General features: G+C 38.7%; 17 protein-coding genes. 4 read left to right on the top strand and 13 right to left on the bottom strand.

Translation table 11 applies throughout. The features are described from left to right. Nucleotides 1–45: 45 nt before the first annotated feature. Nucleotides 46–579 carry a cob(I)yrinic acid a,c-diamide adenosyltransferase gene (locus tag B8780_RS02210; protein WP_084272498.1) on the top strand — a complete coding sequence of 178 codons (534 nt, stop codon included), beginning with the start codon at nucleotides 46–48 and terminating at the stop codon, nucleotides 577–579. Here the strand turns inward: B8780_RS02210 and lipB are convergent. From lipB to folP, 7 genes are all read right to left on the bottom strand, one after another. Then, nucleotides 574–1,218: a lipoyl(octanoyl) transferase LipB gene (gene lipB, locus B8780_RS02205; RefSeq protein WP_236719355.1), complete on the bottom strand. Its 645-nt coding sequence runs from the start codon at nucleotides 1,216–1,218 to the stop codon at nucleotides 574–576. The genes B8780_RS02210 and lipB overlap by 6 nt on opposite strands. After that, on the bottom strand, nucleotides 1,202–2,482 hold the full coding sequence (locus B8780_RS02200; protein ID WP_011177347.1) for an FAD-dependent oxidoreductase: 1,281 nt from the start codon (nucleotides 2,480–2,482) through the stop codon (nucleotides 1,202–1,204). The genes lipB and B8780_RS02200 overlap by 17 nt, the downstream gene beginning before the upstream one ends. A gap of 1 nt (nucleotide 2,483) precedes the next feature. After that, the gene (locus B8780_RS02195; RefSeq protein ID WP_084272496.1) at nucleotides 2,484–3,644 is read right to left on the bottom strand and encodes a dihydrolipoamide acetyltransferase family protein; all 1,161 of its coding nucleotides are present in this window, start codon (nucleotides 3,642–3,644) and stop codon (nucleotides 2,484–2,486) included. Nucleotides 3,645–3,653: 9 nt separating this feature from the next. Next, the gene (locus B8780_RS02190; RefSeq protein ID WP_011177349.1) at nucleotides 3,654–4,619 is read right to left on the bottom strand and encodes an alpha-ketoacid dehydrogenase subunit beta; all 966 of its coding nucleotides are present in this window, start codon (nucleotides 4,617–4,619) and stop codon (nucleotides 3,654–3,656) included. Beyond that, a complete protein-coding gene (locus tag B8780_RS02185) occupies nucleotides 4,616–5,617 on the bottom strand; it encodes a thiamine pyrophosphate-dependent dehydrogenase E1 component subunit alpha (protein WP_084272495.1) in 1,002 nt (333 codons plus the stop codon). Before B8780_RS02185 ends, B8780_RS02190 begins: the two co-directional genes overlap by 4 nt. Then, a complete protein-coding gene (gene lipA / locus B8780_RS02180; RefSeq protein WP_011177351.1) occupies nucleotides 5,610–6,470 on the bottom strand; it encodes a lipoyl synthase in 861 nt (286 codons plus the stop codon). Before lipA ends, B8780_RS02185 begins: the two co-directional genes overlap by 8 nt. Nucleotides 6,471–6,534: 64 nt before the next feature. Then, nucleotides 6,535–7,503: a dihydropteroate synthase gene (folP, locus tag B8780_RS02175; protein ID WP_084272494.1), complete on the bottom strand. Its 969-nt coding sequence runs from the start codon at nucleotides 7,501–7,503 to the stop codon at nucleotides 6,535–6,537. 78 nt (nucleotides 7,504–7,581) lie between these two features. On the opposite strand from folP, the gene B8780_RS02170 reads away from it, so the two are divergent. Next, complete coding sequence (locus B8780_RS02170; protein WP_011177353.1) at nucleotides 7,582–8,760, top strand: MFS transporter; 1,179 nt, start codon at nucleotides 7,582–7,584, stop codon at nucleotides 8,758–8,760. Between the two features lie 2 nt (nucleotides 8,761–8,762). On the opposite strand, the gene B8780_RS02165 is transcribed toward B8780_RS02170, so the two are convergent. Then, on the bottom strand, nucleotides 8,763–10,154 hold the full coding sequence (locus B8780_RS02165) for an MFS transporter (RefSeq protein WP_084272493.1): 1,392 nt from the start codon (nucleotides 10,152–10,154) through the stop codon (nucleotides 8,763–8,765). A 175-nt stretch (nucleotides 10,155–10,329) separates the two neighbouring features. On the opposite strand from B8780_RS02165, the gene B8780_RS02160 reads away from it, so the two are divergent. Then, entirely contained in the window at nucleotides 10,330–10,761 is a 432-nt protein-coding gene (locus B8780_RS02160; protein WP_011177355.1) for a DUF6015 family protein, read from the top strand. A 26-nt stretch (nucleotides 10,762–10,787) separates the two neighbouring features. After that, the gene (locus B8780_RS02155; protein ID WP_011177356.1) at nucleotides 10,788–12,554 is read left to right on the top strand and encodes a ribosome biogenesis/translation initiation ATPase RLI; all 1,767 of its coding nucleotides are present in this window, start codon (nucleotides 10,788–10,790) and stop codon (nucleotides 12,552–12,554) included. On the opposite strand, the gene B8780_RS02150 is transcribed toward B8780_RS02155, so the two are convergent. Genes B8780_RS02150 through pyrG form a run of 5 tightly spaced genes read right to left on the bottom strand, consistent with a single transcriptional unit; the run spans nucleotide 12,545 to nucleotide 19,275 of the window. Further along, nucleotides 12,545–13,156 carry a hypothetical protein gene (locus B8780_RS02150; protein WP_084272492.1) on the bottom strand — a complete coding sequence of 204 codons (612 nt, stop codon included), beginning with the start codon at nucleotides 13,154–13,156 and terminating at the stop codon, nucleotides 12,545–12,547. The genes B8780_RS02155 and B8780_RS02150 overlap by 10 nt on opposite strands. A 1-nt stretch (nucleotide 13,157) precedes the next feature. Continuing rightward, nucleotides 13,158–14,093, bottom strand: coding sequence for a transcriptional regulator (locus tag B8780_RS02145; protein ID WP_084272491.1), 936 nt, complete (start codon nucleotides 14,091–14,093; stop codon nucleotides 13,158–13,160). A gap of 34 nt (nucleotides 14,094–14,127) precedes the next feature. Further along, the gene (locus tag B8780_RS02140) at nucleotides 14,128–17,370 is read right to left on the bottom strand and encodes a DNA polymerase II large subunit (RefSeq protein WP_084272490.1); all 3,243 of its coding nucleotides are present in this window, start codon (nucleotides 17,368–17,370) and stop codon (nucleotides 14,128–14,130) included. A 2-nt stretch (nucleotides 17,371–17,372) separates the two neighbouring features. After that, nucleotides 17,373–17,702, bottom strand: coding sequence for an SCP2 sterol-binding domain-containing protein (locus tag B8780_RS02135; RefSeq protein WP_084272489.1), 330 nt, complete (start codon nucleotides 17,700–17,702; stop codon nucleotides 17,373–17,375). Further along, nucleotides 17,671–19,275: a glutamine hydrolyzing CTP synthase gene (pyrG, locus tag B8780_RS02130; RefSeq protein ID WP_084272488.1), complete on the bottom strand. Its 1,605-nt coding sequence runs from the start codon at nucleotides 19,273–19,275 to the stop codon at nucleotides 17,671–17,673. The genes B8780_RS02135 and pyrG overlap by 32 nt, the downstream gene beginning before the upstream one ends. Between the last annotated feature and the right edge of the window lie 19 nt (nucleotides 19,276–19,294).

Here is a 19,294-nt window from a genome sequence, read left to right as displayed (position 1 = left end):
TGTAAAGCATACAAAAGATTAAATCATATTTTACATTAGTTAAATATGTTTACCAGGCGTGGTGATGCCGGAGAGACAGACACCGGTTTAAGGGTAAGAATAGGAAAGGATTCCCCACTTGTTGAGTTTCAGGGTACACTGGATGAATTAAATTCATTCATAGGTCTTGCCATTGTAACATCAAAATGGGATGATATAAAGAATGATCTTGACCTTATACAGAACGATATCTTTTTGATTGGCGAGGATGTAACGGCCATGGGCACACACAGGACAATATCAGAGGATCGTGTTAAATGGCTTGAATCAAGGGTTTTTGATTATCGCAGGGAAATAGGCAAGATAAAACTTTTTGTAATACCAGGCGGAAGCCAGGAGGCAGCAACGCTCCATGTTGCAAGATCAGTCGCAAGGCGTTCCGAGCGTATTGCAGTTTATCTATCAAAGCAGACACAGGTGAATAAATACATATTAATATACCTGAACAGGCTTTCATCGCTGCTTTTCATGCATGCCCTGGTTTCAAATAAAAGGCTTGGTATAGATGAAAGAATCTGGGACATAAGGCGTGAATCATGAGATCAGGCCCTCATATTCTATTTTATTGAATTTACCATATATTTTTTCAATCTCCTTTATTATTAAATCAATGGCATCATCTCTCTTAATATCTATGTAATCCATAACGGCCGGCGGGAGCCCGCATGGGTTTATTTTTATAAATCCGTTTAAAACCTCCTTGTTTATGTTAAGTGCAACACCATGATATGATACATAATCATCTATGGCCATGCCTATGGAAGCAACCTTTTTTAATTTACCGTTTTTTTCTATCCAGATGCCCGGTTCATCACCTGTTGATGCACTGTATCCAAGATTCTTTAGTAGATTTATGTAGACGTTTTCTATATTATTAAGAAAGGTTTTTACCTCCTTTTTACCATTTATTCTTACATCAAAGATAAAGTAAGAAACCAGCTGGCCGGGGCCGTGATATGTTATATCACCACCGCGGTCTGTTCTTATAACATTTACGTTTGAATAGTTCCTTGGGTCAGCCTTTCTGCCTATTGTGTAAACAGGATCGTGCTCAACGAAAATTATTGTATTACCTATTAAATCGTTCTTTCTCATTGAGACAAGCCTGTACTGTATGTCAAGGCATTTTTTGTAATCAAATCTTTTAAGATCAATATAATAATTAATTTTCGAAGTCATCATGTATCCCCTCGGCTATTGTTGGATGTGGATGTATCGTAAGCAGCAGATCATTTATATTTAAATAAGATTCAACGGCAAGGCTTATCTCTGTTATAATCTCTGATGATCTTGGCGCGGCGATGGCCGCTCCTGTTACTGTTCCATCATCATTGTAGTAAATCCTGAAGAAGCCATCGCCCTCATTCATTGTAAGTGCCCTTGGAACTGCCGATGTCATAATCTTCTTTGAATTGTTTGATACACTACCTGTGAACGATATCTCAGGATCTGTATATATCACATATGGCATTGCTTTATAGTCTATTATTACGTCATTGCCGAGAATATTCTCTGATGCAATGTATGCATCATAAAATGCCTTATGTGCCAGCATCGGTCCTGTTGTGACATCGCCTATCGCGTATATATTTTTTACATTTGTCCTTCTATGCTCATCGGTTTTTATAAATCTTCCATCCATTTCAATTTTAAGATTCTCAAGCCCTATATTTTTTGTGTTTGGTATCCTTCCAACAGACATCAGAACCATTTCAGATTTTATCTCATCGTTCTCTGTTTTCACAGTGTAATATTTATCTTTTGATACAGAGATTACCTTGCTGGACGTCATTATTTTTACGCCGATGGATCTTAATTTTTTATCAACGGCATTTGAAAGCTCGCTGCTGACCTCTGGAAGTATTCTCTCCTTTGCCTCTATAATGTAAACATCTGAACCAAGCTTTGCCATTGCCGTTCCTATCTCAACGCCTATGTAACCGCCGCCTATGATTGCAATGCTCTCCGGTATATGATCAATGCCAAGTATTTCCCTGTTATAATAAACATTGTCTATTCCAGGTATCCTTGCCGGCGATGATCCCGTGTCTATTATAATGTTTTCCGCAGTGTAATCCTTTCCATTGACATTAACGGTGTTTTTATCCTTTAATGTTCCAAAGCCATATAATATATCAGCACCAAGTGATTTGCACTGCCTCTCTGCGTTTCCAGTTATCCTTGCAACCATACTATTCTTCCAGTCCTGCCATGCCTTCATATCTATTTTATATTCCATTGAAATGCCCGGCATGTTCTTCAGGTAGTAAATACTCTCACTCATCTCTATTAATGCCTTTGATGGTATGCATCCGTAGTTAAGGCACTCACCGCCGAATTTCTCCTTTTCTATCATTAATACTCTTTTTTTATTTTTTAGAAGATGAACAGCAGCTTTATATCCACCAGCACCGGCCCCAAGGATAATGACATCGTAATCCATGTTAATCACCAATGTAAAGCATTGGCTGCTCTATGATCTCCTTTATCTTTTTTATAAACCTTGCAGCCTCGGCACCATCTATTAATCTGTGGTCGCAGGCGAGTGTAACATAGACGCCGCTTCTCATTGAACCATCTATAAATGCATTTGTCCTTGTGTTAACAGCAAGAATTGCGACTTCAGGATAGTTTATTATCGGTGTTGAATATATTCCGCCTATTGCCCCTATGTTTGTTACTGAAAACGTCGAGTCCCTAACATCATCCATTTCGAGTTTGTTTGATCTTGCCTTTTCGGCGAGCTCCCTTATTTCCATTGATATCTCAAAGATGCTCTTCTTATCAACGTCCTTTACAACAACAACGGTTAATCCATATGGAGAATCAACGGCTATTCCAATATTATACCTCTTCTTTATTGTGTATGTGCCATCATCATTATATAAGGCATTCATCTTTGGGAACTCCTTAAATGCTATTGTGCATGCCTTTGCAAAGAATGATGTAAAGCTAACATAGCCCTTCTTTGAATAATAATCAATGGCCTTTTCAATATTCTCCGTTGATATAAAATCTGTTATTGTAAAATGTGGTATGATCTGCTTTGATTTCGTCATCTTGTCGAAGATGATCTTTCTTATGCCTGATGGTTTATATACCTCATCGTTTTGTATCTCGACATTTTCCTGAACAGTTTTATTCTTCATTGATATATAGTTGTCTATATCCTCTTTTCTTATCCTGCCATCAGGTCTGGACGGCCTTACATTTGAAAGATCTATTCCCTTCTGCCTTGCGTATGCCCTCACAGCGGGTGTTGCCTTTACCAGCTCAACGTTTTTTACATTACTCCCATAATTTTTGTTTTCTATTTTAATTTCCTTTGATTCCTGGGCATTGTTCTCATTGTTAATTTCTTCATTGCCCTCCTGCGAATCTATTGTTGCTATGCTGTCACCGACCTTGACGGTTTTTCCCTCTGGCTCAATCAATTTTAATACCTTTCCGCTGACCGGGGATGGAATCTTTATTGTTATCTTATCAGTCATTATCTCAACGATCTCCTGATCCTTTTCTATTGTGTCGCCCTCCTTTACATTCCATTTTACTATCTCGCCCTCACTGACGCCCTCTCCTATTGGTGGAACCTTCAACGTGTACATCAATCTCACCTAATAATTTATAACCTTATTTATAGCATTCATAATTCTCTTCTCATTTGGAACATAGTAATCCTCAAGTATAAAAGGAACAGGTATGTCCATGCCTGTAACCCTTAAAATAGGTGCCTGAAGGTAATCTATGGCCTTTTCAGCTATTGTTGCTGCTATTTCAGCACCGGCACCAAACATCTTTGGCGCCTCATGGACAATTACCGCGCGGCCCGTTCTCTTAACAGAGTTTATTATAGAATTCACATCAAATGGATTTAATGTTATTAGATCTATGACATCGGCATTTACATTGTTTTTCTGAACAACAGATTTTACCAGTGGAACCATCGGGCCATATGTTATTAAGGTAACATCATCACCCTCAAGGATCCTTTTGGCCCTTCCTATATCAACCTTATAATAATTGTCAGGCACATCGTTCTTTATTGAATAGTAAATCCTCTTGGGCTCCAAAAACATAACAGGATCATTGCTTTCTATTGCAGATATTAAAAGGCCCTTTGCATCGTATGGATTTGATGGCGTGACAACAACAAGACCTGCAGTATGTGCAAAGTATGCCTCGCTGCTCTGTGAATGATAAGGCCCGCCTGAAACGCCACCGCCATATGGTGTTCTAAGAACCATTGGCAGGGTGTAATCGCCATTTGTTCTGTACCTTATCTTTGCCATCTGGCTCACTATTTGATCCATTGCAGTGTATATAAAATCCAGAAACTGGATCTCAGGCACGGGCCTCAGGCCATCCATTGCCATGCCGATGCCCATGCCAACTATGCCAAGTTCTGAGAGTGGTGTGCTTATAACACGCTCCCCACCGTACTTTGCATAAAGACCGTCTGTAACTCTGAAAACACCACCGTCCTTGGCTATATCCTCTCCAAGAAGTATGACGTTTTTATCCCTTTCAAGCATTGTATCAAGTGCGCTGTTAAGCGCCTTTACCATATTCATCTCGGTCATTCTATCTCACCCCTTTCCTCTGTTATATACCATGGCTCGTTTTCATAGATGTTTTTAAACAGCGTTTCCTTTCCAGGCTTGTTCATCTTCTCGTATCTTTCAACCTCCTTTGATACCATGTTATTTATCTCGTTTTTTATATTTGATATCTCCTCATCGTTGAGTATCTTCATCTTTTTTATATCATCCTCAATGATGGACAGCGGATCAAGGGGATCACCCTCATTTATTATGGTTTTTCTGTATTTATTTGGATCATCCGCCGTTGTATGCGGCCCCATTCTGTATGTTACAGCATCTATTAACAATGGCATTTTATTTTTTTCAACATCTTTAATGGCATTTCTTATTGCGTGATATGCCTCTATGAAGTTATTGCCATCGATCTTTATGCCTGTAAAACCATAGGCCTCTGCCTTTTTTGATATCTCAACCTTTGTTTGCTCCTCAACAGGATATGATATCGCCCACTGGTTGTTCTCACATATAAAAAGTACCGGAAGCGAATAAACCGCTGCGAAATTCATTGAAACATGGAAATCCGGCGTTGATGTTGCACCATCACCAAACGTTGTAATAACTATGCCCGGCTTTTTCTGATATTTGTATGAGTATGCAACACCGGTTGCAGCCATAAGATGCCCGCCGACGGTGGTTATAACCGGGCCAACCTTTTTGGCCTTATTTGATATATGCAACGGCATATCACGCCCAAGCTCGTTGTCCATTTCAGTTGAGAACATCTGGGCAAGCACAAAATCAAGTCCAACCCTGGCTATGTCCGATCCAAGGTCCCTGTAATATGGATAGAAGAAATCATCATCCCTTATGGCCATGCCTATCGCGGCATGCAAAGCCTCATGTCCAATGTTTGGTATATAAAATGGCAAAAATCCCTGTCTGTTTATTCCAAGCAGTTTTTTATCAAGAAACCTTTCCAAAACCATGTTTCTGTATGCACTAATAATATCCTCTTTACTAATATCTTCTTCAATCATTTTTAAAACCCCCCTTGACAAAAGCCTCAGCCGCCCTGTAAGATGTCCTTACAAGCGGACCCGAGGCCACAAAGGAAAAACCTATGCTATAGGCGGACTCCTCAAGATTTTTAAATCTTTCCATTGGGGAATACTCCTTAACCTCAAGCTGCTTCTTTGTTGGTCTGAGGTATTGTCCAATCGTTACAATGTCAACACCAGCATCATGCAGGTCGTGCAGTGTTTCGATAACCTCATCATCGGTCTCTCCAAGGCCAAGCATTATAGACGATTTTGTTATGATGTTTGACCTGGACTTCACATACCTTAGAACGTTAAGACTCTGATCATATCCGGCCCTTGGATCCCTGACAGTTTTTGTAAGCCTGCGAACCGTTTCAATGTTATGTGCTATCACATCAGGTCTTTCATCTATAATTTTGTCAATAAATTTATGAACGCCGCTGAAGTCCGGGATCAAAACCTCTATTTTTATTTTAAGGTCTTTTAACCTTCTTATTACCGCTGCGAAGTGTGATGAACCCTTATCCGGAAGATCATCACGATCTACCGATGTAATAACAACATAATCAAGATTCATCATTTTTACTGACTCGTAAACCTTCTCAGGCTCCATTGGATCCAGGGGCAGCATCCTTCCATGGGTGACGGCACAGAACCTGCATCCCCTGGAGCAGTTTGAACCCATTATCATAAAGGTTGCAGTACCGCTTTCCCAGCATTCGGCTATGTTTGGGCAGTGCGCCTCCTCGCAGACAGTGTAAAGGTTTCTTGCCGATAATGTACTCTTGATAAAAGTATACCTTTCCCCGGAGGGCAGTTTAACCTTGTAGTTTATTGGACCTGCATTCATTATTTCTATATTTTCTGTGATTATTAAAAATTTGCGTAAAAAAGAAAAATACCATTTAGCCATTTCACGTAACAAGCATTTTATATAATTCTATTGCAGACCTGTTCTCTGAAACATCATGAACCCTTAATATGTCCACATTGTTCATTGCAAGGTATATTGATGTTGCAATGGTGCCGCCAAGTCTTTTATTAACGTCGTTTCCGGTTATTTTACCTATGAATCTCTTTCTAGATGTACCATACAGGGTTTTAAAGCCAAAGGCAAATGACCACGGGCTTTTAATCAGTTTTATATTTTGCTCATAATTCTTTGAAAAGCCAATTCCGGGGTCAATTATTATATTTTCAGGCTCTATTCCAGAATTTATCATGTTTTTTATTCTATCAAAGAAAAAGGCATTTATCTCAAAGAATATATCATCATAATCTGTGAATTTGTTCATGTTCTGTGGCTCACCACGCATGTGCATAACTATGCACTTTTTTTTATACTCAGAGGCTATCTTTATCATTCTTTTATCGATAAAGCCGGAAATATCGTTTATGTAATCTATGTCATATCTTTTTAATAGTGCTTCTATGACCCTGTAATGCCTTGAATCTATAGAAATCTTTATATTATATGATTTCAATATGTTTAGAACACCTTCGAGTCTTTTTATCTCTGTTTCCGGGTCAACCTCTGAGCTGCCGGGTCTGGTGCTTTCACCACCTATATCTATAATATCCGGCTTTTCTTCAAGCATCTCATATATTTTATCATCACTGCCTACCCTTGATCCCGGGAAGAATGAGTCCGGTGTTGCATTTAATATTCCCATGATCTTTGTTTCCCTTTTACCAAAAATGTTTTTTATTATAATATCCTTAAAGGGCGATAGAAAATCGTAATTTTCTATTATCATTGATACATTTTCAACGTTTTTTTCCAGCCTCTCCGGAACTATTTTTTTATTTCTTATTAATGGCTCGCCGTTTATATGATAAAAAAGTATATATCTATCATCGTCCGGATCCGTGTAAAACGTCATGAAAGATAAGCTTTTTAACGTTTTTAATTTTAACGCTTTTAAAGAAACTATTTATAGATAAATAATTTATCTATTAACATGGATAGATCAAGGTTATCTATTTACAGCAGCTTTGTTTATGCAATCTCGATAATACTTGTTATAACCATTTCTGTAAGGTCATCAAACAATATGATAATGACGGATATATCCCTGTTTGGAAGATACGTATTAAATTTCAGCCAGTTTCAGGTTGGACTTCTGGAATCCGTTCTTGCCTTTGGAACGTTTTTCACAACAGCATTTATAAATTCAAGGGCAGGCACGCATACAAGGAGGTATCTATTTATATCAGCAAACATAGGTTACACAATAATGCTTGCCCTGATACATTTTTCAAGCTATTTAACGATATGGCCTGTTATATTAATCTCTGGCTTTTCATTCGGGCTGATAATGCCAAACATAATAACTGCAGCAAGCCTGTTTCCTGACAGGAGAACACGTGAAAGGGTTCTTGGTATTTACACAATATCATTAAGCATTAGTTTAATACTCGGGCCGTCAATAGCATCATATATATTAAAATACTTTCCAATAGGCGATGCATTCTTCTTTTTTATACCGTTTGGCATTGCATCAACGGTTTTATCACCATTTTTAAAGTTCCCCGATGAGAAAAGATCAAATGTTAGCACAAGGGTCTTTTCAAATCCGGGATTCATGGCAGCTGTCTTTGGAATACTATCATATAATATAATATTTGCACTGCTTACTGCTTTTGGCGGTATCTTTGCAAGGTCAGATCTTCACGTTTCGCTTTCAGTTGCAAACGCAATCTTCGCATTATTCTTTTTATTTTCCTTTGCATCAAGGCTGTACATGTCATTTAGGCCACCAAGCAATCTATGGCACTATCTTGGAACAGCCATGATGATAACCTTCATGGGATCAATTCTAATATTCTTAAGCAGTGATCTCATTATTTATTTAATTGCATATATTATACTTGGAATTCCGCACGGTGTTACATATCCTACATCAATAATATCGATAAGCAGGTCATTCGATGAATCATCAAGAAATCTTGCAAACAGCTATTTTTTCTCCGTTATGATGTCGATAGGAATAGTAATGCCTGTGCTTGGTGGATTTATAATAAAGTACATTGGCTTTAGAACATTGTTTATTTACATAGCACCATTGATAATAATCCTGATGGCATTGACCTTTATAACATTTAAAAGAATACCAAATATAAGTGCAACATCAAATTAATTCTATTTTGCAATTGAATATCTTCTCTCACCAGAGGTCTCGCTAAGCGGTTTTCTCTTTGTTTCAGGAAGCAGTGCAAAGGTTATTACAGCACCCGCAAATGAAAGGAATGCAAGTATAATCATTAAATAATTTACATTGTAAAATGCCAGTATTATGGTATCGGTTAATGTTCCAGCAAAGGCCCCTATCTTACCGCCTGCAGCTGATATTCCCGTTCCAAGACCCCTTGTTGTTATTGGAAACAGCTCCGGTGGATAAACAAAGGTTGTCATGTTCGGCCCAAACTCTATGAAGAAGTAGCTTAATCCATAGACCAGAAGAAAATATGATATGTAAGATGCAGAGGCTATGCCTGTTAGCGCTATTAATATATATGACAGCCCCATAATGGAAAACCCAAGTATCTGTATTAACCTTCTGCCAATTTTATCTATTAAAAATGCAGCAGCCCAGTATCCGGGAAAGGCAGCAATACCGAAGATCATTGCTGAGTACTCTGAAGTTCTTATTATGCTTTGTATACCTGTGATATACGAAGGAACAATATATGATAATATTTCATTTGACATTATTGAATTTCCATACAAGGCCCAGTCCATAAGGAACCATGTAACACTGGTTCCAATCAACGTTATAAAAAACCTTTTATCCATGAAAAGCCGTGTCCATCTTATTGATACAATTCTGCCTGTTGCCTCTGAATCTATGCCGGCGAACTTTTTAAGATTTTCAGATGCCCTTTTAAAATCACCACGGACGCTTGCGGTGTACCTTGGTGGCTCAGGCATTGTCCTTCTAAAGTATATAACAAGCATTGCCGGTATTGCACCTATGAAAAGCAGTGCCCTCCATGTAATATAAACAGGTATGCTTGATGTTAAAAATAATATCGTTATCAATGGGCCCGCAACAAGACCTATACTCTGCATTGAAAAAACCATGCCTATGAATCTTCCCCTGGATTTTCTGTTTGAGTACTCCGTCATTATTGTCGAGCTTGTCGAATAGTCGCCGCCTATGCCAAAGCCAAGTAGGAATCTCCATATTATCAGTGCAATTACATTATTATATGGCGTTGCAACGGCGCTACCAATGGCTCCTATGACAAGAATTATAATCTCGCTGCCGTAAACAGCCTTCCTTCCAAGAAAATCAAGGAGCCTGCCGTAAAGCAGGGCACCAAAAACAGCTGCAAGCAGGGACGTTGAGTCCAGTATTGCCCTTTCCTGTATGCTTAAATGCCATCCAGACAGCGGCAGCAAATTTATAACAACACCAATGATGAAAAGGTCATAGGCATCCGTAAAGAAACCGAGACCTGATATGAAAACAACCCTGTAATGGAACTTTGAATTCCCGGCATTTTCAAGAGCTGAATCAATACTATTCATTATGAATGTTCATCTTTATAAATATTTTAAATATTATCCATATATACTATATATAATATATATTTTTTATAATTAAGAAAAAGTTTTTATACAATATAAAATATATATATTATACTAAATTAAATAACCTTATAAAACGAGATGTAATAAGGTATGTTTAACATAGGTGATGTTAATGGAAAATGTATTTCAGGTCAATGGTAATATGAAAAACCAGAGGAATTATGTTAGGATGGACGAGCTATCAGCCGCAATAAGCAAGGGTTTGAGCCTTCAGCAGCGGAAGATGAGCAAGGAGGAGGCGGAGTCATCTGCAGAGCATATTATTAATTTTTTTGGTTATGGAACCCGTGTTATTGACAACATGCTTGAGCCCGAGGATCGTGATGCATTTTATACAATGGAGGATATTGGCATTCTTGAAACAGAGCGCGAGGAAACAACACTTTTTGATGGCCGTGAATGGCGCATTCATTACTGGATACTTAATGTAAACCGTGTTATTGAGCTTGCAAACATGGACATTAGTGAAACAATAGATGACGATTCATCAAAGTATGATATTTACAATGATATCCCGGAGGAATACTGGAAACTGGAAAACTAAATTAAAGATCATTTAATGGAGAGATTATGCATATAGCCATTCTTGACCGTGACAGGTGTCATCCTAAAAAATGCAATCATGAGTGTCGTTACTACTGCCCGCCGGTGAGGAGCGGATCAAAGACAATAGAATTTCCAGACGTGGATGCACAGCCTGTTATAACAGAAAACCTGTGCATAGGCTGTGGCATCTGTGTCAGGCGATGCCCATTCAATGCGATAAAGATTGTTACAATACCTGATGAATTAAATAAAAAGATACTTCATCAATACGGCCTTGATACATTCCGGCTTTACTCAATACCGATGCTTTCAAAAGGTAAGGTATCGGCGATACTTGGACAGAACGCCCTGGGGAAAACAACAACATTAAATATACTATCTGGAATAATAATACCAAATTTTGGGAATTACAATAAAAAGCCTGATAAGGACGGTGTTATAGAATACTTTTCAAAAAGTGTTATGGGCCAGTACTTTAAGGATCTTTATAATGGCAATAAAAAGGCTGTCTTGAAAAGCCAGTATGTTGATATGATACCAAGGGTTGTATCCGGCACTGTTCGTGACATACTCAATGAAACAAACCATGGAAACATGGACGAAATCGTTTCAGAGCTGGCAATGGAGAACTATCTTGACCATGATGTTAGGGATCTTTCAGGCGGTGAGCTGCAAAAGCTGGCAATAGCAAGGTCATTAATGAAGGACGGCGATATATATCTCTTTGATGAGATGACGTCATATCTTGACATAGGTGAGAGGCTCAGGGTTTCAAACATAGTAAAAAGGCTATCAGAAAGCAAGATTGTAATGATTGTTGAGCACGATCTTGCAATACTTGATAAGATAGCAGATGAAATACACCTTGTCTATGGTGAGCCAGGTGCCTACGGTGTAATAACGCAGCAGAAATCGCCATCAAAGGCGATAAACTCATTTTTGGAGGGCTATTTAAAGGAAGAAAATGTAAGAATAAGGCCTTACAGTATAGAGTTCTCGGTAAAATCAAGCAAGAGGACAAATGTCTCAGTTCAGGCATCATCATGGGAATCGCTTTATAAAAGATACAAGACCTTTGAGCTAAGAATAAACCCAGGATTCATTAACCGTGAGGAAATTATAGGCATTCTTGGTGAAAACGCACTTGGAAAGACCACGTTTGTTAAGATGCTTGCAGGTGTTGTAACCCCTGATAATGGATCTGTGAATAAACAGGTAAAAGTTGCATACAAACCACAGTACATATCATCTGATTACGATGGCACAGTTTACGAGATGCTTTCAAACACATTAAAGGAGAGGCTTTCGGATCCATTTATAATAAACGAGATCATGTTTCCGTTAAACATAGAGGAGCTTCACGAGAAGAACGTCAGCGATCTTTCAGGCGGCGAGCTGCAAAGGCTTTCCATAGCGTTAACGCTATCACTGGACGCCGATCTTTATCTAATAGACGAGCCCTCCGCGCATCTTGATGCATCTTATAGAATCAACGTTGCAAAGATTATAAGGCGTGCAATAGAAAACAGCAAAAAAAGTGCAATAGTTGTCGATCATGATATATATCTAATCGATCTCATATCAGACGCACTGATCGTTTTTAAGGGCTCCCCTGGAAGGAGCGGCGAGTCATTTGGCCCGATGGACATGAGATCCGGCATGAATTTATTTTTAAAGGACATAGGCGTTACATTTAGAAGGGACGAGATAACCAAGAGGCCAAGAATAAACAAAACGGACAGTGCACTGGACAGGGAGCAGAAGGAAAAGGGTGAATACTATTACATATAAGATTTTTTAATGTCTTTATAGAAATCATAATCAATGATTATCATTATCCTTTTATCAGAGTTTTTTAATGCATTGTCTATACCGGTTCTTATATAATCAAGCCTTTTCATGTAAAGCCTTTTAAACCCATGCAAATCAACATAGCTGTTCCATAGATCAACGAATTCCTCGGCACTGTCTGCCCTGAATATCTTGTTCTTTATCCTGCGCTTTCTTAAAGAATGCATTATTAAATCAAACGTTTTAATGCTGTTTGAGTACTCCCTTTCATATAATTCCTCATTCATATCCAAGGGTTCTATTTCTATATCATTTTCATCGGCATATTTAACGGCCTCTATGTATGTCGGTGGCGGCGTCATAACCTCGCCGTATCTTGATAAATTAACACCGTATAATATCTCGTAATCTGAAAGGGTCATCTCAAAGGGATTTTTAATAAAGTATCTCAGGCCATCTATCTCCTCTTTTGATAGCGTTATATATATAATCTCTGGCCTGAAGAACAGCAGATCCTTCCTTAATTCGTTTCCATCCTCAATCAATCCCTTTATGCCCGCAAAGAGCAGGACATTGTTTCTTATATAATCCTCCCTGGCCATATTAATCGTAACTGTATCTCTTCTCTATTAATTTTTTAAATGCGGACATGCTGCCCATGCTCCTTAACTCAGATATTGAGACAACAGGGCATCCATAGATATTCTCCTTTTCAGTATACTCCTTTTGTATAATCAATGGTATGTTATTTAAAACCTGGCTGATCTTTTTTATTGAGATTATCCTCTCATTTTCCATGTAATTATTAAATATACCAAGCATGAACATGGTTTCAGGATCATATGAAAATCCATCAAATGGGGATTTCTTTATGTATTCATAGGAATAGCCAAGTGCTGAAAGCATCTGGAACGTTTCCCTTATAAAAACATCCTTTATATCGTCCTTTATATTATAATCATATTTTTCGTTTCTTATATCTATGTCCTTTGTCAGATCCTCGCCAAGTGTTTCCTCAAGCTTTAAATAGATGTCTATGGTTGCAGAGCTTCCTGATTCGTAAAGTGATATTGATCTCCTTGATATGCCAAGCTTTGATGATAAATATCCAACAGAGTAACCCTTTAACTCCCTTATCCTTCTCATCTTATCCCCGTCTATGGATACATAGTATCCACCTGGCGCAGAATATATATATGGGCTCTCACCGTTTATGTAATCAATAAACGTTTTAAATGACATTATTGGTATATGATGCCTGTAATATAGTATTCCATCCTCAAGCCTCCCGCTACCGCTCTTTTCACCTATTACTATTATGCTTGATTTTGTAACGCTGGCCATGGCCATTAAAGATGATATGCTAAGCCTGCTGAACGTGTCTATATTATATAAAACCTTTATTATGTACTTTTCATCATTACGCCTGCATATTAGATCAAAGGTAACAAGGCCGTATAAATCAGGCTCTGATACATTAAAACCATTCTTTATGAGCGCATCGTAAAGCTTTATGATCAAATCATGCCTGTAATCCACAATCTAAAATAAATAAATTGTTATATAAATATTTCTATTCATTTTCAATTAATGCATCAAGGGTAGTGTCATTGCCATTTTCAATGTCAAATGTGCTCTCTATCTGCTCCAATAACCTGTTTATTCTAAAAACCAGGTAATCAGGCAATTTATATTCGTTCATTACCTTCTTTGTTTCATTAAGGTACTTTACTATGCTGCCGTGATGTATTGTTAATATTATATTCGATGAACCACATCTCAGGCATCTTCCTGAGAGGGGAACCCTGCGGTACTTGGCATTGCATTTTGTGCATCTAAATTCCTGGGTAAAGAAGCTTCTGAAATTTCCATATATATCAGGAAGGAAATGTGATGATAGCACACGGGCTGCAACATCGTTTTCATCAACAGATCTTAATATCCTTGCAAGGCCCAGCTGCTTTTCTATCTTTTCCTCCATTGAGCCTATTGTTTTATATGCTGAAAGCCTGGTACCGGATGATATATCACCTGTATCAAAGGAATATGAAATCCCTGTGTACCTTCCATCCCTTATCAAAACTTTCATGGTCTTCATCATGTTTTCTATGCTTGCCGGAGGTGCATTCTTCTCAGTGGCAATATAAAAATCGAGAGGATACCTTTGCAGTGTGTCAACGTTTAGTGCCTCCTTATCGATCTCCTCTGGATCAAGTATGAGCGTTAGAACCAGCGGTGCATCCATAAGGCCGCCTGTTGTTGATGGCAGGTACTTCTTTGAAAAGTTTAATAATCCATCCAAAAGCAGCATTATGCTATCCTCATCACCATCGCAGTTCCTTCTCTTTGCAGCATGGAAGAATGGATGTGCATAGCAACCATTAACATCCGAAAATCCTATGATTCTGCCAACTATACCTCCAGATGTGTGAGGCGCAAGCCCTATTACAAGATGGCCTATGAGGTCATCCTCGCTGTTGCACATGTAATAAGGTCCAAGGCCATAATAATTGACAAGCAGATCGTCGATAAACTTTGAAACATTTAAAAGGTATGAGGCAGCGTCCCTTGGTATGATTATATCCTGTGGATATATCTCATTTATATCAGAATCACTGTATCCAAGCTCCATGAGCCTTTGCCTTGTTAATGATATCTCATTGTATTTGAAATGTGTTATAGGTATATCTGACATATCATAGCGGCATGTTCCATCCTTATTTATTGATATGCCGTGCTTTGCCCTTAATATGGCCTTTTCCAGTGGTTCAATTACTGATCTCCTTGACATTAACTTTTTAACGCCCTTTAATTCCTTTATGGTGCCAATGTCCGTGGAAACCCTTAAGGCTGCATCATCAAGAGCCTTTGATATGTCTATCTTAAATTTTTTCTCTGAATCAGAATCCTCTGTTGGCATGCCACATTTCGGGCATCTTACGAATGGGGTCTCGGTGCCGCATACCCTGCATATCCTTGCACCGAGCTCGATATCCATGATTGAGCCGGATCTTGCGGCGTTTATTATTGATCTTGTCGAACCGCCATAGTTCATTAATGGAAACAGTCCATGAACCTTTGGCTTCATCTTTCTATCTCCGGCCTTTTCCGGCCTTCCAAGCCTGGCACCAACACGCACCGGAGCCCTTGGCTTTATCTCAATGCCTGAAAGGGCATTAACTGTGCCTAAAACGTCGTTTTTCCTTTCATCACTTACCTTTACAATTTTTTCATTGATTAAATCAAAGCCGCAGGATACAATTAATGGATAGTACTCATGCAGAATTAATTTATTATTATGCTTTTTAAATTCAATGCCGAGCTTTATTAATATCTCGGAGACTGAGGCATCAAGCATCATGGAATCATCATTTATAATTCCATTTGCTATTGCATTTATTAATAAATTAAGCTCCTCCATTGTGATATCATGCCAGAAGTAATCGTATCCTGGAAACATTGGTATCTTATATTTCCTTGATATATTAACCGCATCGAACTGGTCCGGATCCCTGCTTTTATAAATTGACAGCTCATCATTTAAATAGTACTCCCACCACTCCCTTGTAAACGGAGATAAATCGAGGTTTCTATTGTTTTCAAGAAAGTCTCCGTATGCAATTAATATCTCGCCAAGATCTGTTATTCTTTCTATATCGTTTTTTATCTTCTCCGCCTGCTCAATGCTTTTTACCTTTATATGATCCCCGGATCTTGTTAAGACCATCGGGCCATTTATTGAATCGCATGGTGTTATAGCCGCGGCCTTTCCTGGCAGCTCAACCTTTATCTGGGACCCTATGGCAATAAAATCGTTTAGAACCTTCATGGTAACAGGATTTATCGAAGCAGCTGCAAGTCCTGAAATCCTTGAACGGCCATATCTTAATCTGAAGCCACCTGGCCTGTTCGGGTAACCGAAGACGGGCCTGCCGGCTATAATATCCTTTAAGTATTTCTCGGACTTGTTCTCTGTTTTCTCATCGCTTTTATTCTTTCCTATGTTCTCAAGGATATTCCATTCATTTAGATGCATTACATTTGTGTATTTTAGCACCTTTTTTGCCTTCTGTATTAAACCCTCGCAGAGTACAAGGCACATGCCACCCCTTATCCTGTTCGTTGTTATCCTCTTCATATCCCTGTGGCCTGATACCTCTTCTTCCTCGCTGCCCTCGCCATCTATCATTACAGGAGAATTCTTTAAAACAAGTCTTATCTCATCAGGTGTTGGCATGTATTGCAGATGCTTTAATCTATTGTATGCCTCTACTTCCTCTATGTATCTCTCAATCTCATCATCTGTGGGCGAAAATGATCCTATGTTTAATTCCCTTCTAACTATATCTGCGATAAGCACGCTTAATGCCTGCGCCGTGCCGCCGGCACTTCTTATCGGTCCTGAATAAACAATTGAAACGTATTCTGTCCCGTCATCATTTTTATTTATCTTTACATCCTTTATGCCCTCAAGTGGGGCCACAAGTATGCCCTCTGTTAAAATCGCAAGACCAACACGGACAGCCTTGTCAAGTGCCTCAACCCTGTTATCCTTTAAAAGTGATGCAACCTTTTTTGATATATGAAGAGATAATTCCTCCCTGGACATGGATTTTGAAAGCTCTCTAATCTCACCTGCAATGCCGCTTATATGTATTAATTCCTCAACGCGTTCGGCCATGTCATTTGCAATGGGTATCTCAACCTCATCTGAGACATCAAGGCCCATGGCCCTTGCCTTTTTTGCTATTTCATAGCATTCATATGTTTCCTTTCTTAATCTTTCATTGTAATCAAAAAGGGAGTGATCTATCATCACTACTTTAATAGATCACTTAATAATAACTTATCCATTAGAGACGATTTTATTATAATCTTTTTATTTAAATATGCATCCATTGCATTCATTTCCTTGTTTAATATCTTTTTAAAGTTCTCTGATGAGACACTTACCTCAATGTCCGCAGGGACCTTTCCCTCCTCCGGGTTTGTTATATGGCCGTTCTCAACCTTAAAATGGTATGTTTCCTTATCATCGAATGTTATTGTTATTGTTTTATTTACATTTTTAAGCTTATCAGCGTACTTTGGGTCATCCTTTATCTTATTATTTGCCTTATCTACTAATTCCTGAAGTGTTTCTTTCATAAATATTCCTCCTGTATTCGAGGGCCTTCAGCACAAGGTGCATGTGCACTTTCGATGGGTTCAATGGTCTGGATTTAAACTCTGCATGGTACTGTGTTGCTATGTAATTATCACGGTCTGATAACTCGAGTATCTCCATGCGTATCTTTTCATCGTCTGTTCCGGAGAATATCACACCTGAATCCTCCAGTCTTTCTATGTAATCCGGGTTTACCTCGTACCTGTGCCTGTGCCTCTCGTATATTATATCTGATTTATAAATGTTTTTTGCGAGGGTTCCATCTTTTATTAATACCTTTTTTGAGCCAAGGCGCATTGTGCCGCCAAGATCGCTTATATTGCTCTGCTCCGGAAGTATATCTATTACAGGATAATCGGTATTATTATCAAATTCTGTGCTGTTTGCACCCTTTAATCCAAGCAATGACCTTGATATTTCTATTACAGAAACCTGGAATCCAAGGCATATGCCTAAATATGGTATTCTATTCTCCCTGGCATACCTTGCGGCTATGATCTTTCCCTCAACACCGCGGTAGCCGAAGCCGCCCGGGACAAGTATGCCATCAACATTTTTAAGATCATGTGTACTGTTTAAGAGCTTATCAGCATCAACCCAGTGTATGTTAACCGATATTCCAGTGTTTCCTGTTACATGTGAAAATGCCTCCTTGTGGCTTATATATGCATCCTGGAGCTCTATGTACTTGCCAACTATTGCAATGTCAACCGATTCTGCCGGATTCTTTATATTCTCAACAAAGTTCCTCCATGTGTAATCTAAATTATGATTCGATGTCCCGGTTCTCTTCTTTATGTATTCTAAAATACCCTGGCGCATCATTATTTCAGGGATCATGTACACATTTTTTACATTGTACATGCTTATTATTCCGCTTGCAGGGACGTCCGTGAACAGCGAGATCTTTTCAATAACGTCCTTTCCAAGGGGCTTTTCAGATCTGCAGAATAGTATATCAGGAGATATGCCAAGGGATCTTAATTCCTTAACACTGTGCTGTGTTGGCTTTGTTTTCTGCTCACCGTTTATCTCGGGAACCAAAGTTACGTGGCTGTATATAACGTCATCCGTTGACCTTAACTGCCTTACAGCCTCTATGAATGGCATTGATTCTATGTCACCGACGGTTCCACCGACCTCTATTAATGCTATATCATAGCCGCTGGATGCCTTTTTAATTCTTTCCTTTATTTCATTGGTTATATGCGGTATTATCTGAACAGTTTTTCCAAGATAATCGCCATGCCTTTCCCTTTCTATAACGCTTTTGTAAATCTTTCCTGTTGTTATGTTATTATTACCTGTTAGATCAGTATCAAGGAACCTCTCATAGTTGCCAAGGTCGAGATCGACCTCGCTGCCATCGTCAAGGACAAAGACCTCTCCATGCTGGTATGGGTTCATTGTGCCTGCATCGTAATTTATGTACGGGTCTATCTTTATGTTTGTTACCTTAAAGCCGCTATTCTTTAAAAGATATGAAAGGCTTGAGGTGATCGTACCCTTGCCAAGCCCTGATATAACACCACCGGTTATAACTATATAATGCATTGTTATAAAGTAAAAATGT

The organism is Picrophilus oshimae DSM 9789 (assembly GCF_900176435.1).
GTDB lineage: Archaea > Thermoplasmatota > Thermoplasmata > Thermoplasmatales > Thermoplasmataceae > Picrophilus > Picrophilus oshimae.
The sequence above is the reverse complement of the archived record's forward strand: the minus strand, read 5'-3'. Positions and strand labels throughout refer to the sequence as shown.

Excerpts from the sequence above, each read along its gene's own strand:
- B8780_RS02165 (WP_084272493.1), bottom strand. The coding sequence starts at position 10,154 with ATGAATAGTATTGATTCAGCTCTTGAAAATGCCGGGAATTCAAAGTTC.
- lipB (WP_236719355.1), bottom strand. The coding sequence starts at position 1,218 with ATGACTTCGAAAATTAATTATTATATTGATCTTAAAAGATTTGATTAC.
- B8780_RS02200 (WP_011177347.1), bottom strand. The coding sequence starts at position 2,482 with ATGGATTACGATGTCATTATCCTTGGGGCCGGTGCTGGTGGATATAAA.
- B8780_RS02185 (WP_084272495.1), bottom strand. The coding sequence starts at position 5,617 with ATGATTGAAGAAGATATTAGTAAAGAGGATATTATTAGTGCATACAGA.
- B8780_RS02170 (WP_011177353.1), top strand. The coding sequence starts at position 7,582 with ATGGATAGATCAAGGTTATCTATTTACAGCAGCTTTGTTTATGCAATC.
- B8780_RS02195 (WP_084272496.1), bottom strand. The coding sequence starts at position 3,644 with ATGTACACGTTGAAGGTTCCACCAATAGGAGAGGGCGTCAGTGAGGGC.
- B8780_RS02190 (WP_011177349.1), bottom strand. The coding sequence starts at position 4,619 with ATGACCGAGATGAATATGGTAAAGGCGCTTAACAGCGCACTTGATACA.
- lipA (WP_011177351.1), bottom strand. The coding sequence starts at position 6,470 with ATGAATGCAGGTCCAATAAACTACAAGGTTAAACTGCCCTCCGGGGAA.
- pyrG (WP_084272488.1), bottom strand. The coding sequence starts at position 19,275 with ATGCATTATATAGTTATAACCGGTGGTGTTATATCAGGGCTTGGCAAG.
- B8780_RS02150 (WP_084272492.1), bottom strand. The coding sequence starts at position 13,156 with ATGGCCAGGGAGGATTATATAAGAAACAATGTCCTGCTCTTTGCGGGC.
- B8780_RS02210 (WP_084272498.1), top strand. The coding sequence starts at position 46 with ATGTTTACCAGGCGTGGTGATGCCGGAGAGACAGACACCGGTTTAAGG.
- B8780_RS02155 (WP_011177356.1), top strand. The coding sequence starts at position 10,788 with ATGCATATAGCCATTCTTGACCGTGACAGGTGTCATCCTAAAAAATGC.
- B8780_RS02140 (WP_084272490.1), bottom strand. The coding sequence starts at position 17,370 with ATGATAGATCACTCCCTTTTTGATTACAATGAAAGATTAAGAAAGGAA.
- B8780_RS02135 (WP_084272489.1), bottom strand. The coding sequence starts at position 17,702 with ATGAAAGAAACACTTCAGGAATTAGTAGATAAGGCAAATAATAAGATA.
- B8780_RS02160 (WP_011177355.1), top strand. The coding sequence starts at position 10,330 with ATGGAAAATGTATTTCAGGTCAATGGTAATATGAAAAACCAGAGGAAT.
- folP (WP_084272494.1), bottom strand. The coding sequence starts at position 7,503 with ATGACGTTTTACACGGATCCGGACGATGATAGATATATACTTTTTTAT.